Origin of the sequence: Williamsia limnetica (genome assembly GCF_003217475.1) — a bacterium.
Lineage (GTDB): Bacteria > Actinomycetota > Actinomycetes > Mycobacteriales > Mycobacteriaceae > Williamsia > Williamsia limnetica.
In genome coordinates, this window is record NZ_QJSP01000006.1 from 178,646 (window position 1) to 195,275 (window position 16,630).

The following is a 16,630-nucleotide window of genomic DNA, read 5'->3' on the forward strand; positions in this document are numbered from 1 at the left end:
GAGTTCTTCACTGACGAATAGAGAGTCATGTCGATCATTCGATCCGACCATGACCAACCGGACGCGGATTCCGCGTCTGAGTCGACGACGAGATCACCTGCGCCAGTTCAGGTGGTCCGTCCTCTGGTCATGCGTCTGCACTTCTACGCGGGGCTGTTCATCGCCCCATTCCTCATCGTCGCCGCCATCAGCGGCGGCCTCTATGCGATCGCGCCCACTGCCGAGCAGTGGGTGTATCGCGACGTCCTGCACACCGATTCGTCCGGACCTGCGGCGCCACTGGCCGAGCAGGTTCAGATGGCGCAGAGCGTTGTTCCCGATCTACAGGTTGACGCGGTTCGCCCTGCCGCCGCGACCGGCCAGACCACCCGGGTGCTGTTCGCGGACCCCTCGCTCGGACCATCCGAGCGGATGACGGTGTTCATCGATCCGGTGACAGCGACGTCGAAAGGCACCGAGGTCGCCTACGGGTCCAGCGGATCGCTACCCATGCGGACCTGGATCTCGCAGCTGCACCGCAACCTGCACCTGGGTGAGCCCGGCCGCATCTACAGTGAACTCGCCGCATCCTGGTTGTGGGTGATCGCGCTCGGCGGGCTGGTGCTCTGGGTCATCCGGTATCGCAGCGTCAGGCGGTCGAAGGGGTCGGCGCCACTGCTGACGATCGACCGCACGAGCACGGGCCGCAACCGGACACTCAATTGGCATGGAGCCGTAGGGGCCTGGATCGTTGTCGGCCTGGTGTTCCTCTCGGCGACGGGCCTGACCTGGTCGAGATACGCGGGCGAGAACATCAGCGATCTGCGGCAATCGCTGAGTTGGACGACGCCGGCGATGGACAGCTCGCTGAACCCCGTCTCGGTGGGCCCCGCCGAGTCGGGTCACCACGGGCACGGGGGCGCCGACCACGTGGCCGTGGCCGCCGATCAGCAGATCCTGACCCGAAATGTCGACGCCGTCGGGTCGGTGCTCTCCACCGCGAGGGCGGCAGGGGTGACCGGGGCGGTGGAGGCGACAATCCCCTCCGATGCCGAGACTGCCATGGTGGTCTCACAGGTTCGAACGCCCTGGCAACTGGAAACCAACTCTGTGGCCATCGATCCGGCGACCGAGACCATCGTCGACGCGTCGGAGTTCTCCGAATGGCCACTGGCGGCGAAACTCTCGAGTTGGGGTATCGCGCTGCACATGGGCCTGCTGTTCGGGCTGGCCAATCAACTGGTGTTGCTGGCCGTCGCGGTCGGACTGGTCAGCCTGTGCGTGCGCGGATACCTGATGTGGTGGAAGCGCCGCCCGACCCGGGGTCGTCAGGGTCTCGTACTTGCTCGCGCACCCCGGCGCGGCGCACTGCGAAAGATCCACCCGGCCATTGCCATCGCAGTGATCGTCGCTGCGGTTCTCGTCGGCTGGTTCATCCCCCTGCTGGGGATCAGCCTGCTCGCCTTCGTCCTGATCGATACGGCGATCGGGTTCTACCTCCGCGACCGTGGACGGCGAACGCCGCCGGTCTCGACTTCCATCACCACGAAAGGTGCATGACCATGCGTAATCTCTTCACCCGCACTGCCCGAACCGTTGCGGCGGCTGCCCTGTGCGTCACCGTGCTCGCCGCGTGCGGTGGCAACGACGACTCGGCGACCCAGGCCGAGTCGGTCACCGTCTCCGACCAGTGGGTCAAGGCTGCCGACAGCGGTATGACCGCCGCGTTCGGACAGCTGGCGAACACCGGCAACTCTGAGGTTCACCTGGTATCTGTCTCAAGTCCCGCAAGCGGTTTCATGGAGATTCACGAGATGGCGACCAGCGACACCGGCGGGATGGTCATGCGCGAAAAGGACGGGGGGCTCGTCATTCCGGCCAAGGGGTCGCACAGTCTCGATCCAGGGGGTGATCACCTCATGTTCATGGACATCACCGCGCCGGTGACAGCAGGCCAGACCGTCGACATCACCCTGACCTTCGACGACGGTTCCACGAAAGATATAGAGGCCCAGGTCCGTGACTTCAGCGGTAACGAGGAGAACTACGACCCCGGCACCACCGACATGCCGATGCCGGATCACGACATGATGCCGAGCACCCCGAGTGCCCCGAATGCCGGTGCCTGAGCGCAAGTCGTCCCGCGTCGGATTCAGCCGGCGGCGTCTCCTCGGAGGCGCCGCTGGGCTGGGTGCTGTCGGCGTCGGGGCCGGAATAGGCTGGGGTGCAGCGGAAGCAGTGACTGCGAACGGCTCGGACGGAAGCGCGGGGCAGCAAATCGAACCGTTTTACGGGCCCCATCAGGCGGGCATCGCGACCGCGGCGCAGGCCCATGCGCAGTTCGTCGGACTCGATCTCGTGGAGGGATCCGACAGTGCTGCGCTGACCGGTATTCTCAAGGTCTGGACCGAAGACGCCGCGCGCCTGACCGGGGGTCGGGCGGCGTTGGCCGACACCGAACCCGAGTTGGCCCACATCCCGTCCCGGCTCACGGTGACCGTTGGGGTCGGAGCCGGGGTGTTCGGGCCAGCGGCTCCGGCACAGCGCCGGCCGACCTGGCTGCGGCCCCTGCCCGCGTTCTCTATCGATCGCATCAACGAGAGTGTCTGGGGCCAAACAGATCTGTTGCTGCAGGTCTGCGGCGATGATCCGACCACGGTCGCACACGCTGTGCGGGTGCTGACGAAGAATGTGCGTTCACGCGTGCGAATCGCATGGGTTCAGCGTGGTTTTCATCATGCGCGGGGGAGCACGCCGAAGGGCACTACGATGCGGAACCTGATGGGTCAGGTCGACGGCACTGTCAACCCGAGATCGGACCTGGATTTCGACAGTCTTGTCTGGGACGACGGAGGGCAACAGCCGTGGTTGGCGGGCGGGACTGCGCTGGTGCTGCGCCGGATCGCCATGCAACTCGACACCTGGGAGGAACTCGACCGCCACGCACGGGAGCTCACCGTCGGCCGCACGATCCCTAACGGGGCGCCGCTGACCGGGACCGATGAGCATGACACCCCGGATTTTGAGGCGACCCGGATGGGGATCCCGGTGATTCCTCCGTCGTCGCATATCGCTCGGGCTCACCAGCGCAGCGCCCGAGAACAGTTTCTGCGGCGGGCGTACAACTACGACGACCCACCCGGGCCCGGCGAGACGTCGAACTCCGGCTTGATCTTTGCCGCCTACCAGCAGGATGTGGACGCCCAGTTCCTGCCGGTTCAGCAGCGTCTTGCCGATCACGACGCGCTCAACGAGTGGACCGTTCCGATCGGGTCGGCGGTGTATGCGATCTTGCCGGGTATCGCGGAAGGAGACTTCCTGGGTTCTACCCTCGTCAGTTGACCAGCCGCGTCGTCGCGATGAGTGATTCAGCCGAGGCCGGATGGGTACACGGGTCTGTGATGAGTCCTGAAACGGTTCTTGCCTTCTGTGCGATCGCGATGGTCGCCTATGTGACGCCTGGTCCCGACTGGTTCGTCGTGATGAGATACGCGGTCCGTTCCAAAGGTGCAGGCTGGGTCGCCGCGGCCGGCGTGCAGTCTGGACTGCTCGTCCACATGACGGCGGCGGCGATCGGTGTCGCCGCCGTTGTGTTGGCCAGTGCAACGGCTTTCACCGTGCTCAAGCTTGTCGGGGCCGCGTATCTGGTGTACCTCGGGGTGCGCGCACTATGGAACTCACGATCGAGGTCGGACGCTGTGGCCGAACCCGACGAGCGGTCCGATCTGCGGTTGTCCAGGGTCTGGCGGCAGTCGTTCGTGGCCAATGTCCTCAACCCGAAAGCGGCGTTGTTCTTCGTCGCGGTGCTCCCGCAATTCGTGTCCGCCGACGGCGCCGTCTCGTTGCAGATCGTCGGACTCGGTGTGATAGACGTGGCTCTCGGAGTCCTGTGGTGGGCGTTGTTCGTGGTCGGCGTGCACCGCTTGCGCACCCTCATGGGTGGCCGACGAGCCCGGGTTCTGACCGATCGGATCTCAGGAACCGCGCTGATCGGGTTGGGCGGGGGATTGGCGTTGACACCGGCCAAGGTGTGAGTGTGTGGGCCGATGCCTCGCTTGGCGCGCGCGAATACGTATGCCGTGAGCCGCCATCCGCACGCGAGTGTGCGCGGGGCCGGAGACGGCTCCGGAATTACAGACCGCCGATGCCTTTGCCGATCAGTACGATGCCGATGACGAGGATGAGTACGGCCATGACTGTTGCGTTGTTGGTCTGAAGCCACTGTTTGAGGGCATCGAGAGGTGCTCGCAATCGTTGTGCGGCAACGAGGTAGCCGATCACGGGAATGGCGACGGTCGACGCGGCGATCACGGTGAACACGGCGACAGCACCGACCTGCTGTCCCACTGATAGCGACGCACCGCCGATCGTGACGCCGGCGGCCACACACATCAGGAGGTTCTTGGGGTTGATGGCTGCGAGCGCAAAAGCGAGACCGAAACCCTTGGCTGCGGTGAGGTCGTCGATCGCGGTCATCCACTTGGGGGTGGCGTGCTCGCCGGTGCGTCCACGCCACTGCCGCACGCCCACCGCCAACAGCAGAACGCCCAGAACGATTTTGATCAACGACGAAGTGGTCGATGGACCGTCGGAGCTGCTGATGGTTCCGGCCAGCGCTACGAAAATGGTGGTGGCGACGACGATCCCGGCCAGCCAACCGATCGCGAATCCCACGCTGGTAGTGCCGGCGCGTTTAGACAGCAACATCAAGATGGCCGCGATGATGGGGATGGGGGAGACAGCCACCCCGACCGCCAATGGCAGAAGATCACCGATGACTGCGCCCACGTCGCGTACTCCTCCGCTCCATCAGACCCAGCGTCAGTGTCGGGCCCGCCGGCGTCGGCCAGCTGAACTCAATCTAGCCCACGCGCCGGGATGGCGGGAGAGCGTGAGGCCGTGCGCGTAGGTCTGTCGGGATCGTGCGCGGTGCTGCACACTGATCAGTGGATGCTCGCGTGCATTCATGGCAGGTAGATCCGCACAATGATTGGTGGAGGTCGGTCTGTGAGTGAGTTGCCTGGTCGCCTGAAGGTGCATTACGAGGTGTTCGGCGCCGCTGGCTGTGACATCGTCCATCACGTGACCTACCGTGATCGACTCGGCCTGATCACAGCGAACGCGACAACCCCGTACATCCAGAACTTCTTCGATCTGAGCGAGACCGGGCCGTTGGTGATCGAGCTCCCCGCTGGTCCGACCGCGGGCGGGCTGTCAGACTTTTGGCAACGCGAAATCGGTGTGATGGGCGAGATGGGTCCCGACCAAGGTAAAGGCGGGCGCTGCCCGATCGACAACGACCAGCAACGCGGCGACCGGGGCTCACGCGACCCGGACCTGGCGTACAACGATGACGGATCCGTGGACCTGTACTTCGGGCCGCACGAACCTGAAGGTCATGGCAGCAACTGGATTCAAACACTTCCCGGCCAGCACTGGTTCTCCTACTTCCGCTTCTACGGACCGCTGGAATCCTACTTCGACCGCAGCTGGAAACTCGGCGACATCGTTGCGGTCTGACGCCGGCATATGACATCGCGACGCCCGGGCGGGGCTGTGTTCACGTCGTTGCACCACTACCGTTCGGCATGCCTCCGGCCGGATGTGGTTGCTGGACTGACCGTGTGGGCCGTCCTGGTCCCCGAAGCCCTGGCGTATGCGGCCATCGCCGGGGTCCCGGCGGTCGTCGGTCTGTATGCGGCGGTCCCGGCGCTGATCCTCTATGCCGCGGCCGGCAGCTCGCGACATCTGGTTGTCGGTCCGATGTCAGCGACCGCAGCATTGTCGGCGGCCATCGTAGGCCCGATCGCCGGAGATGATCCGCAACTGTTTCTCGCTACGACGGTCGCGTTGTCGCTCGCCGCCGGTGTGGTGGCCCTGGTGGCCGGTGCCTTGCGGATGGGGTTCATCGCCTCGTTCATCTCCGAACCGGTCCTCAAAGGGTTCATCGTCGGGCTTGCGCTGACCATCATCATCGGACAAGTCCCCAAGCTGTTCGGAGTACCGAAAGGGACGGGGAACTTCTTCGAACAGACCGTTTCCTTCATCACCCATCTGTCGGAATGGAATTGGCGCACCACGGTCATCGGCATCGCCAGCCTCATACTCGTGCTGGCAATCAGGCGGTGGCTTCCGCTGGTCCCCGGATCGTTGGTGGCGGTCCTGGGCGGCATCGGCGCCGTGTGGCTGCTGGGCCTCGACGACAAGGGCGTCGCCATCGTCGGTCACATCGATCCAGGCCTACCCTCGCTCGGATTACCGTCCGGTGTATCGATGGATCAGTACCTCGAATTGGTCGGTCCTGCAGTGGGGATCGTGCTGATCGGTTTCGCTGAAGGCCTCGGTGCAGCCAAGACCTACGCCGCCAAAGCCGGGTACACCGTCGACGCCAATCGTGAACTGTTCGGGCTCGGGGCCGCGAACATCGGATCGGGATTGTGTTCGGGGATGGTCGTCAACGGCAGTCTGTCGAAGACGGCGGTCAATGGTGGTGCCGGTGCCAAGACGCAGGTGAGCGGGCTCGTGGTCGCCGCGCTAACAGTCCTGACCTTGCTGCTGTTGACCGGCCTGTTCGAGAAATTGCCGGATGCGACGCTGGCTGCTGTGGTGATCGCTGCGGTCATCGAGCTCGTCGACATCGCCGCATTGCAGCGCCTGTACCGGGTGTGGACCGCTCGGTTGGGCAGCATCTACGGCCGCGCAACACGTATCGATTTCATCGCTGCCCTGGCGGCTCTGTTCGGGGTGCTGGTTTTCGATACTCTGCCCGGGCTGGTCATAGGCATCGCGGTGTCGATGCTGCTGCTGCTCTACCGGGTCTCGCGGCCGCATGTGGCGACGGTCGTCAAGGACGGAACCCGGTGGGTCGAGGCGACCGGCGATGCGGACCGGCGGCAACTCGCGGGCGTGAAAGTTGTTCGCGTAGAGGCCGGACTGTTCTTCGCAAACGCCGACGACGTCCGGGACCGGATCACCGCCCTGGCCGACGCGGATATCCGCGTCATCGTTCTGGACGCCGAAACATCACCATTCATCGACGTCAGTGCCGTGTCGATGCTCGTCGAACTTCACGATGCCCTGGCGCGTAAGGGCATTGCGTTCCGGATCGCTCGCGATGTAGGACAGTTCCGGGACGTCATTCGCGCCGCCGCCCCAGGTACTGACCTGCAGATCTTTCCCACCGTTGCGCAGGCTTTGGCCGATGGGCCGCCGGGGGAATACGGTCCGCCGACCGCACCGCAGCGATGACAGTGGCCACAGATGGGGTCGATGTGCCGCGCCCTCGGCGACCGAGGTCAAGGCGCAGTGCTTGCGACGCAGGAGACTCTTCACGCCACCAGTCGCCGCTACCCGCCTTCTCGCATGGTGATGCCGTAGTTGTGAATGAGTTCCACGGTTGGGTGCCACGGGACCAGATCGGCGACAGACTTTTTTAGGTCGTCGACCGGCGGTAGCGGCGGCGGTCCCAGCACGGTGATGGTCACCTTGTTCCCTTGCCAGATCACATCGGACACCTCCGCTCCTGCGGTGTCGGCCAGCCAGTTCTCGGTGGCTGAATACACCTGGCTTGCCCACAGCGACGACAGCGAGTTGACGACCATCGGTACGGCAACGACGATGAGCGCTATCGCGAGCAGTAGGTACGCACGTGCGCGCTGGCGTCGATGGTCACCGGCTCTCGCGTGGTAGTCCGCGCCGATGAATACTACCGCCGCAGTGATGATCATGGCCACGACGTTCGATGCGAACAGCACGAACGCGCCGAGTGCCAGGCTCGGTGCCGAAGAGCCGAGACAGACACCGGTGACGGCGAGCGGTGGTACAAGAGAAATGGCGATCGCGACACCGGGCAAGACGTCGCCGACGTCGCGACGGGTGACGGCCACAGCGCCGACCAGCCCAGTGGCGAGCGCGGCGAGAAGGTCCATCAGTGTCGGAGACGTGCGGCCCAGAACCTGGGAGTTCGACAGCACATTCGTCGGATTCGGGAGCAGCTGCGCCAGGAGGAATCCGACCGTCACAACCAGCACGATGCCGGCGAGTATGTAGAGCAGGCTGCGCATGATGAGGCCGCGACGGCCGGTGACGATTCCGAGACCCACGCCCAGAATCGGCGTGGACAGCGGTGCGACGATCATGGCGCCAATGACCGTTGCGGTCGAGTCTGAGGTGATGCCGGCGGCGGCGATTACGCTCGACAGCAGCAGCATCACCCAGAACGCGGACTGCTTCGCGCGAGTGTCGCCTGTTGCCAGGTCGAGGCGCTCGTCGAGCTCCTCGGTGGTGCGACGCTGGTTGTCCGGTATCAGCGCCGACATGGGTGTGCCCTTCACTGGTGGTCAGGGCGTGACTATGGCGAAATCGGGATCGGGTTGGTCGAGGTAGCCGGCGAGTTCGGCGAACCGTGCTGCGTCTCCGTCAACCGACACCGCTCCGTCTGAGATGGCGCTCGCAAGGTCGACCCCGCCCAGCAAGACGCCCAGCAGCGCGGTCTTGGAGAGGGTGAATGTCGCCTCGGCAGATCCGGGTCCGTCGGCGGAAACATCGAAGTGGACGAGTAGGCCGTTGCGCAGCTCGGTGCGATGTCGCCGGTCCTGATCGCTGATGATCCAGTCGATCGTGATGTGCGCATCCCAGCTCGCCGGTCCGTCGACGCGCAGCGCGATGGCGTCGAACAATTGCTCGACAGTCATGGCCGCGATGATGTCAGGGGCGGCGGCCGTCGTGGGCGTACCCACCGCGCCGTTGCGCAGCTCGTAGGCACCCATCAGGTAGAAGTTGCGCCAGGTGCCGTTTTCGGCGCCATATCCGAGCTGTTCCAGGGTGTCAGCTTGTAGGTCCCTTGCCGCGTCATTATCCGGGTCGGTGAACAGCACGTAATTGAGGACGGTTGCCGTCCAACGGAAATCGCCATCGGCATAGGTCTTTCGCGCCTTCTCGACCACGGCGTCGACACCGCCCATGAACTCGATGTGTCGCTTCGCGGACTCCACCGGAGGGTGCTCCCACAGATGGGCCGGATTGCCGTCAAACCACCCCATGTACCGCTGGTAGATGGCCTTGACGTTGTGGCTGACCGATCCGTAGTAGCCGTGTGTGTGCCACGCGTCGCCGAGGGCGGGTGGCAATTGGATGTCCTCGGCGATCTCGAGGCCGGTCTTGCCCTGGTTGAGTGCCCGTAGCGTCTGGTCATGCAGGTATCCGTAGAGGTCACGCTGAAGTGCAAGGAATTCGGTGAGTTCGTCGGTCCCCCAGGTCGGCCAGTGGTGCGAGGCGAACAGGACATCGGAACGATCGGCAAACATGTTGATGGCCTCGGTCAGATATTTCGACCATACATGCGGATCCCGGACGAGCGCTCCGCGCAGCGTAAGAAGGTTGTGCAGCGTATGGGTGGCGTTCTCGGCCATACACAGAGCGCGCATCTGCGGGAAATAGAAGTTCATCTCCGCGGGCGCCTCGGTGCCGGGTGTCATCTGGAACTCGATGGTCACGCCGTCGATGGTTTCGGTATGGCCAGTGCGGGAGATGTCTACTGTCGGAGAGATGAGCCCGGCGTGTCCGGTCGATGTCGACTGGCCCAGACCGGCTCCGACGGCGCCCAGTGGTCCGCGAGGCAGTGCCGCGCCGTACATGTAGGCGGCTCGGCGTCCCATAGCTGTTCCGGCATAGACATTTTCGGCCACCGCGTGTTCCACCAAACCCGATGGAGCAACGATGAGGCAGTCGCCGGCGTCCACGGCTTCCTGGGTGATGACCCCTTTGACCCCGCCGAAATGATCGATGTGGCAGTGGGTGTAGATGACGGCAACCACGGGTTTGTCGCCACGCTGTTCCCGATAGAGTTGGAGGCCGGCGGCCGCGGTCTCGGCCGAGATCAGCGGATCGATGACGATCACGCCCGTGTCACCTTCGACGAGGGTCATGTTCGACAGGTCGAATCCTCGGATCTGATAGATCCGGTCGGTCACTTCATATAAGCCGTGCCGGGCGACGAGTTCCGATTGTCGCCATAGGCTGGGGTTGGCTGTGGGTGGGCACTGTTCGGTGAGGAAATCGAATTCGGCGCAGTCCCACACATGAGCGCCATCGTCGCTTGTGATCACCGTTGAGTCCAGGGTCGCGATCAGCCCGCGGGATGCGTTGTCCAGGTCGCGGGTGTCTCCGAATGGGAGTGAGGATTGTGCTGCGGCGTTCGCATCGGCCACGGATGAAGTCGCTTCTTGCGGGTTTCCCATTAAAGTCACCTTGCCTGTTGGTGTGGACCTCTGTGAATCATTGTTGCCTGTGTGGGACTGCGGCGCAGTCGTATCCAGCGCCTCACCCGAAATTGTCTGGCATTGACGTGTCAGGGGTGAGTGAATAGCAATCAAAGACCCGGCAATTGCCATTGGAAATCCTCTGGTGGCTCGGAACTTCTGGGATCGGCACTTTGCGAAGCTCGGACAAGGGTGATGCGTCCAAGTAGTCTTTCTGACATGCCCGACAGCACCGATCATCGCGCTGGAAGCGAGCCCGTGAAACGCCGTTCACTTCCGGCTCTGTCTCTGTCGCGGGGGATTGCTCTCGTTCTGACGATTCTGGCGGTCGTGTTCATCGTCCAGAACCGCGACTCGATCTCTGTTGATTTGTTCTGGGTCAGCGTTCGCTCGCCGTTGTGGTTCATCCTCATTGTTCTGTTCGCGGTTGGTTGGCTCGCGGGAGTACTCACGGGTCGTGGACGCAGCAAAAGGAAATCGGCGTCAGCCGTTTAGAAAGGTCTGACTCAGAAGAGCACCTGGCGTCGGAAGGTGGTGACAACAATCCGGGTTCTGATCCTCGGTGGAGACGGATTCTGCGGGTGGCCGACAGCGTTACACCTTTCTGCTCACGGCCATGACGTCACCATTGCTGACAGCCTTGTTCGCCGCCGAATTCGGGGGTGCAGTCGCTGACTCCGATCGCCACCACGGAAGAGCGACTCGATGCGTGGAGCTCGGCATCCGGGTACGGCATCGATTTCGTAGAACTGGACCTCGCGCACGTCGGAGCTTTACGGGCCGACAAGCATCTCTGGGATTGGCCGATGGGCCGCCGGGCGAATCCGGCGGGCTCGCTACTGGGCCGTCTGAACCCGGGTGATGGCGGGCACCACGTAGGTTTGATCGAGTACGGCCGGGTCGGGTTCGTACATCCGCAGGACCGGCCGAAAGTCCCCGGCAGGTGCTGGAAGCCAATTCGCCCGCGCGACTGGGTCTGTGGGTTCGGTGTGGCTGATGGTGATGGTCAGGGCGCCGTCAGCGTCGCGGCGCACACCGGGAGTTCTGTCCCCGATGGAGTAGCGATCAATCGGGTTGTCCACGAGGTAGAAGTCTGGGACCGAGTACATGGTCAACGACCAGAACGCACCTACGGGCGGGGTGGGATCGAGCCGCAGCGTGTAGGTGCTGGTGCCCGTGAGTTGTTCGCCGTCGTCGTCGAGATAGGTCATGATGTACGCCGCTTCGTAGGGATGGTTGCCCCAGAGGCCACCTTTGGCGGCGGCGGCCCGTTCGATGATCCGCAGCTGCGGGTTGTCGATTTTGAAGGCCGGGTCGTCGAGGGCGCCGACCTCGAAATAGTCGAGGTTGTAATCGAATGCATGAAACGTCAGCTTCCAGCCGTTGACCTCCGGACTGGCGCCTTGGGTCAGTGCGGTGAGCAGGTTCTCCTGGCCGGCGCGCAGGCCGGCGGCGAGTTCGGCCGCGAACTCTGAGTCCGGCGCCGCATACGGGGAAGTACCTTCGAGGCCTATGCCGACCGATGCGAGTGAAGTCTGCAGGTCGAGGTCGCGGGGCGCCGGCGGATAGGCGCGTGACCACAGGCGCAATTTCTCCAGGAACAGCAGGTCCGGGTCGACGGTGGAATCTGGTGCGGGCAGGCCGGCAGGCTGGGCGCCTGCGTCGAGTGCGATGAGGACTGTGGCGTCCTGCAGCGCGTGTACCGCCGGTAAGTCATCGGCGCCGCTGCACGCCCACCGTCCGACGATCGAGGCGACCGTGGTCGGAAAGGTGATGACCGTGGTGTCCTGCGGGGTCGGGCCTGTCCACCCTGGGGGTACGAGCATGAAGTCACCGGCGGCGGTGCCGGTCGCCCGATGACCGACGTAGGCGAAGTTGTTGGTCCAGGCATCGACGAACTGCAACACGTAGTAGCGGCCTGCGGTATCGGGGACGTGGAGCGACACCGGGCCGACGGAAAGATCGATTTGGGCCATGGAATAGAGGGTGTCGTTGTTGATGGTGACGAACGTGTCTTTGGGGCCTGCCAAAGTGCGTGCATGACTGAATGAATTGAACGGCGCCGCGGGATTGGCACCGATACCTTCGTGGACATACCGGTTCATCTGATCGAGATTGAACACCAATGGGAATCCATACATGTACGCACGTGCCGCGACCTCAGGCACTGCACCGGTTTCAGCCATGCCATCAGCCTACTGCTCGAGCAGCGCACTCACTCGGTTGCATCGTCTATCCCTTTCGGGGTGCAGTGATTTCGAGATGTACAAAGAACTCCACGTCTGCGTCCAGCAGCTGCCTGCGATCAGCAATCAGTCACGCGGGATGTACGGTCAGAGGCAGGGCGTGCAGGCGTCGGGAGAGCAGGCTGCGGGTCCACTGTGGTGTTGGATCATCGAGGGTGAACTCACCGGCGGCGTCGAGGAGAAACTCGATGCAGGTGCGGGTTTCGAGTCTGGCGAGTGCCGCGCCGACGCACAGGTGGATTCCTTTGCCGAAGGCCATGTGGGAAGGGCGTTTCGCGGGGTCGAGGACGATGGTGTCGGGGTCTTCGAACCGGTGCGGGTCGCGGTTGGCCCCGCCCCACGCCAGGTACAGGTGCGAGCCTGCGGGGAGAGCGATGTCGTCGAGGGTGGTGTCGTGAACGACGTGACGGTAGTGCCCGCGGAACGGCGATTCGAGCCGTAGCGCTTCCTCGACGAACGGCGCAATCAGGGTGTTGTCGGCCCGTAGGCGGGTGGCGATATCGCGGTGGCGGCCCAGGAGCCAGACGCTGGTGCCGAGCAGGCTGATGGTTGATTCGGCTCCGGCAGCGACGAGCTGGATCAAGATCATCACCGCGGTGTCGTCGTCGAGTGTTCCGGCGGCACCCAGGCGGGCGAGGTCGCCGAGAATGTCTGGGCCCGGATTCGCAAGAGCTGCAGAATAAGCCGCAGACAGGTAGCCGGCCAGTTCCCCTACCGCGGCGGTAGCTACCTCGAGATCGTCGCTGGTGATGACACCATCGAGCAGCATCGTGGACGCAAATGCCCAGCGCACCAGATCGTCGACGTCATGGGATGGCAACCCCAGCAACTCGGTCACCACAAGCATCGGAAGACGCTGGGCGACCGCCTGCACCCAATCAATGCGTCCATCGCGCAGTCCTTCTCGCCATAGGTCGCCAGCGGCGGCTTCGATGAACGGTGTCAGAGCCCGGACGCGACGCGCGACCAACGCGGGCATCACCATCGTGCGATGGTCCCGGTGCACAGGATCGTCAGCGGTGGCCAACACGTGCAGCGGCGACCCCAGGTCCGCGACCGGACACTCGGTAGTCGAACCATCGGGATGGACGATCATGGTGGCGGTCAGGTTCGAGGAGAAGTCTTCCGGGCGCGCCAACACCTCAGCGATCAGATCCCACGAACTGACCACAAAGAACGAGGAATCGCCGAGCCGATGCACCGGGGCATGCGATCGCAGGTGCGCGAGATACGGGTACGGGTCATCAAGATCTCTCATGACACCAGCGTCGAGGTGCGGCGTCGCCAGAGGCAAGAGCTGGACGTAAAGACGATACGAGTTTGTCGCAGAGCCAGTCCCGAATATCTCACGCTATGCCAATGAGCTGCGACAATGCCCTGTAACTTTGATGCCAAATGTCTCATACTGAGATATGCCCCCAGATTGGCTCATCGGCTCCGACCGCTCCGGCACGGCCCGCGCACGCCTGATCGACCTCGCCGGCGCACTGATCGCCGAGCGCGGCATCGACCGCTTCGACATCAACGACCTCGCCACCCGCGCGCACTGCTCACGCGCAACGATCTACCGCCACACCGGCGGCAAGAAACACATCGTCGAGACCGTCTTCATCCACACCTCCACGCGCATCACCACCACCGTGACCGACGCAGTGGCCGGACTGTCCGGCATCGACCGAGCACGAACCGCGATCGCAGAGGCGCTGACCCAGATCCGGAATGATCGGATCGCCCGCCAATTCCTGCACTCACAGCACGCCATAGATGGAGCTGGAGCGGCCACCAACTCGGACGCGCTGAGAGCGATCGCCGCCGAGCTCATCGGGCTCGACCCAACGAACACCATCGTGTCCTCGCTGGCCGTGCGCACTTTTCTCGCCCTCGTCCTGTGGCCCCCGACCGACCCCGCCGACGAACCCCACCTCATCGACGCCCTGAGCACCGCGCTACTCGCCGCCGCTTCGCCGGAGTCTTGACATGCACACCGGCGCAGCAGCTCTGACGTACGGGGCCCACACTGCGACCCGGCAGTCTCAGACCGGCTGTGCGCGGCGGACTTGGTCGGCGGCTCGTGCCGGGTGTAGTTCCACATCGCAGGAGATGACCGCCGGGCCGACGCGTAGGACCCCGGACGTCAGCGGTTGTGTTCTCAATCCGCCGCGTCCGATCAGTGCCTTGCGGGTGCCTTCGCCGGCCATCGTGTCCATCCACACACAGGGGTGGGCAGGTCGTCCGCCGCGGAACCGGACCGGGCCGTCGCCGGTGTCGATGTCGAACTCCTCGCCGCGCAGTGGATCGAGTTCGAGTCCGCGGACCATCACGTTGCGGCGGGCGACCGCCGGATCGACGTCTCCCGCCGCGGTCTCCCAGGCCTCGAGGGCGAGAAAGGTGATGGCCGCCTCGGTGTGCGCCCGGACGCCGAAGAAGCGGTCGCCGCGGATACCTTTGTTCGCTGTGATCTCGATGTGCGCGGGTGTCTGCGTCGTGACGTCGGCTGCCGGTCCGTCCTTGGCCCGGCCGAAGTAGGCGTGGGCAGGGGACACCAGCAGGGAGACGATTTCGAAGCGGTACTCGCGTTCCATGGGTCTACGGTGGCACGTCGTCCACCTCCGGCCAAACATGAGTTCTGACTTCTGCTTAGCGCATCGGGCCTCGGTATGGCACTGTCGGACGTCGGGACCCGTCGATATCAGGAGATGGCCGTATTACTACCCGCGAGAAGATGACCACGGAGTCGCCGCGGATGAGCCTACCCACGCTCACCGCCTTGGTGGTCGGGTCGATGATCGGGGCAGGGGTCTTCACCCTGCCGGCGCGCTTCGGGGGATCCGCCGGTGCGTTGGCCGCAATCGTCGCCTGGGTCATCGCCGGGGCCGGAATGTTGACCCTGGCACTGGTCTTTCAGCATCTCGCGATGCGCAAGCCGGACCTCAATTCCGGGGTCTTCGCCTACGCGAAAGCAGGATTCGGCGACTACGTCGGGTTCAACTCTGCCTTTGGTTACTGGGCAAGCGCGTGTGCGGGCAACGCGTTCTTCTGGGTGTTCATGATGAGCACGATCGGTGAGGTGTGGCCGTCGCTTGGACAAGGGGACACGATCGTTGCCGCGTCATTGTCCACCGTGGGCATCTGGGTGTTTGCGGGCCTGATCGCCAGAGGAGTCAAGGATGCGGCCGTCATCAACCGCATCGTGACAGTTGCCAAGATGATTCCCATCCTCGCCTTCATCATGATCGCCGCCTTCACTTTCGATCCGGGGACGTTCACCGGCAACTTCTGGGGGGCCGACACCTTCTCGATGTCGGCGGTGGCGGAACAGGTCAAGGACACGATGGTGATCACCGTGTTCGTCTTCATGGGTATCGAAGGTGCGAGCGTGTACTCGCGCTATGCCCGACGACGTGAAGACGTCGGGTGGGCCACAATCTTGGGCCTCGTGAGCGTGTTGTGCGTCTTTGCATCCGTCACCCTGCTGTCGTACGGAGTTCTGCCGCGCAAGGAGATCGCAGATCTACGGCAACCGTCGATGGCGCCTCTGCTCGACGAAATCGTCGGCGAATGGGGGAGTGCCTTCATCAGCGTCGGTGTGGTCGTGGCAGTGCTCGGAGCTTATCTGGCCTGGACTCTTATGGCGGCCGAGGTGTTGTTCGTCCCTGCGCAAAACGACGACATGCCGCGTTTCATGCGCCGCGAAAACGGCGCGGGAGCTCCTATCGCCGCGCTCCTGATGACCACGGCGATGGTGCAGGCGTTGATCGTCGTCGTGCTCTTCTCCCGTGACGCGCTCGATTTCCTGCTCGACTTGTGCGCAAGCTTGTCCCTGATCCCTTACTTCCTCGCCGCGGCCTTCGCACTCAAGCTCGCGGTCGACCGCAAACCTGGTGCTGCACTCGAGAAGAAGCCACTGATTGTTGCGGTGCTGGCCACCATCTACACCGTCTTTCTCGTGTACGCCGCCGGACCGGAGTTCCTGCTCCTGTCATGCATCTTTTACGCCCCCGGGACGTTGCTCTACGTAAGGTCTCGCCGGGAGTCGGGTGATCGAGTCTTTCGTCCGCTGGAACTGGTCCTGTGCGTGCTGATCGTCGTGGGCGCGGTACTCGGCGTCGTGGGGCTGGCAACTGGCAGCATCACCATGTGATGGGA

Annotated in this window: 15 protein-coding genes; 9 read left to right on the forward strand and 6 right to left on the reverse strand. The window is 63.9% G+C overall.

Annotation, left to right across the window (positions count from 1 at the left end; all coding sequences use genetic code 11):
- Nucleotides 1-27: 27 nt before the first annotated feature.
- Genes DFR67_RS11825 through DFR67_RS11840 form a run of 4 tightly spaced genes read left to right on the forward strand, consistent with a single transcriptional unit; the run spans nt 28 to nt 4,013 of the window.
- A complete protein-coding gene (locus DFR67_RS11825; protein ID WP_110469727.1) occupies nt 28-1,539 on the forward strand; it encodes a PepSY-associated TM helix domain-containing protein in 1,512 nt (503 codons plus the stop codon).
- A 2-nt stretch (nt 1,540-1,541) separates the two neighbouring features.
- Nucleotides 1,542-2,108 carry a copper chaperone PCu(A)C gene (locus tag DFR67_RS11830; RefSeq protein WP_110469869.1) on the forward strand — a complete coding sequence of 189 codons (567 nt, stop codon included), beginning with the start codon at nt 1,542-1,544 and terminating at the stop codon, nt 2,106-2,108.
- Nucleotides 2,095-3,321, forward strand: coding sequence for a Dyp-type peroxidase (locus DFR67_RS11835; RefSeq protein WP_110469728.1), 1,227 nt, complete (start codon nt 2,095-2,097; stop codon nt 3,319-3,321). Before DFR67_RS11830 ends, DFR67_RS11835 begins: the two co-directional genes overlap by 14 nt.
- Nucleotides 3,318-4,013, forward strand: coding sequence for a LysE family translocator (locus DFR67_RS11840; RefSeq protein WP_245937895.1), 696 nt, complete (start codon nt 3,318-3,320; stop codon nt 4,011-4,013). Before DFR67_RS11835 ends, DFR67_RS11840 begins: the two co-directional genes overlap by 4 nt.
- 97 nt (nt 4,014-4,110) lie before the next feature.
- On the opposite strand, the gene DFR67_RS11845 is transcribed toward DFR67_RS11840, so the two are convergent.
- On the reverse strand, nt 4,111-4,767 hold the full coding sequence (locus tag DFR67_RS11845) for a GAP family protein (protein ID WP_110469729.1): 657 nt from the start codon (nt 4,765-4,767) through the stop codon (nt 4,111-4,113).
- 219 nt (nt 4,768-4,986) lie between these two features.
- Here DFR67_RS11845 and DFR67_RS11850 point away from each other — a divergent pair, with 219 nt between their 5' ends.
- Complete coding sequence (locus DFR67_RS11850) at nt 4,987-5,499, forward strand: DUF1214 domain-containing protein (RefSeq protein ID WP_245937896.1); 513 nt, start codon at nt 4,987-4,989, stop codon at nt 5,497-5,499.
- Nucleotides 5,500-5,535: 36 nt separating this feature from the next.
- Nucleotides 5,536-7,227, forward strand: coding sequence for a SulP family inorganic anion transporter (locus tag DFR67_RS11855; protein WP_110469871.1), 1,692 nt, complete (start codon nt 5,536-5,538; stop codon nt 7,225-7,227).
- Between the two features lie 98 nt (nt 7,228-7,325).
- Here DFR67_RS11855 and DFR67_RS11860 read toward each other — a convergent pair whose 3' ends face one another.
- Complete coding sequence (locus tag DFR67_RS11860; RefSeq protein WP_110469872.1) at nt 7,326-8,297, reverse strand: TIGR00341 family protein; 972 nt, start codon at nt 8,295-8,297, stop codon at nt 7,326-7,328.
- 21 nt (nt 8,298-8,318) lie between these two features.
- Nucleotides 8,319-10,217: an alkyl/aryl-sulfatase gene (locus DFR67_RS11865; RefSeq protein WP_110469731.1), complete on the reverse strand. Its 1,899-nt coding sequence runs from the start codon at nt 10,215-10,217 to the stop codon at nt 8,319-8,321.
- Nucleotides 10,218-10,457: 240 nt separating this feature from the next.
- Here DFR67_RS11865 and DFR67_RS11870 point away from each other — a divergent pair, with 240 nt between their 5' ends.
- The gene (locus DFR67_RS11870; RefSeq protein ID WP_110469732.1) at nt 10,458-10,733 is read left to right on the forward strand and encodes a LapA family protein; all 276 of its coding nucleotides are present in this window, start codon (nt 10,458-10,460) and stop codon (nt 10,731-10,733) included.
- A 341-nt stretch (nt 10,734-11,074) separates the two neighbouring features.
- Here the strand turns inward: DFR67_RS11870 and DFR67_RS11880 are convergent, their stop codons facing one another.
- Both DFR67_RS11880 and DFR67_RS11885 read right to left on the reverse strand, forming a co-directional pair.
- Nucleotides 11,075-12,424 (reverse strand): DUF1254 domain-containing protein, encoded by a 1,350-nt coding sequence (locus DFR67_RS11880; RefSeq protein WP_110469733.1) that lies wholly within the window; start codon nt 12,422-12,424, stop codon nt 11,075-11,077.
- A 130-nt stretch (nt 12,425-12,554) separates the two neighbouring features.
- A complete protein-coding gene (locus DFR67_RS11885; RefSeq protein WP_110469873.1) occupies nt 12,555-13,742 on the reverse strand; it encodes a cytochrome P450 in 1,188 nt (395 codons plus the stop codon).
- Nucleotides 13,743-13,896: 154 nt separating this feature from the next.
- Here DFR67_RS11885 and DFR67_RS11890 point away from each other — a divergent pair, with 154 nt between their 5' ends.
- Entirely contained in the window at nt 13,897-14,460 is a 564-nt protein-coding gene (locus tag DFR67_RS11890) for a TetR/AcrR family transcriptional regulator (protein WP_110469734.1), read from the forward strand.
- Nucleotides 14,461-14,517: 57 nt separating this feature from the next.
- Here DFR67_RS11890 and DFR67_RS11895 read toward each other — a convergent pair whose 3' ends face one another.
- Nucleotides 14,518-15,066: a molybdenum cofactor biosysynthesis protein gene (locus tag DFR67_RS11895; protein WP_110469735.1), complete on the reverse strand. Its 549-nt coding sequence runs from the start codon at nt 15,064-15,066 to the stop codon at nt 14,518-14,520.
- Nucleotides 15,067-15,206: 140 nt separating this feature from the next.
- Between DFR67_RS11895 and DFR67_RS11900 the strand changes: the two genes are divergently transcribed.
- The gene (locus DFR67_RS11900) at nt 15,207-16,625 is read left to right on the forward strand and encodes a basic amino acid/polyamine antiporter (protein ID WP_110469736.1); all 1,419 of its coding nucleotides are present in this window, start codon (nt 15,207-15,209) and stop codon (nt 16,623-16,625) included.
- Nucleotides 16,626-16,630: the final 5 nt, after the last annotated feature.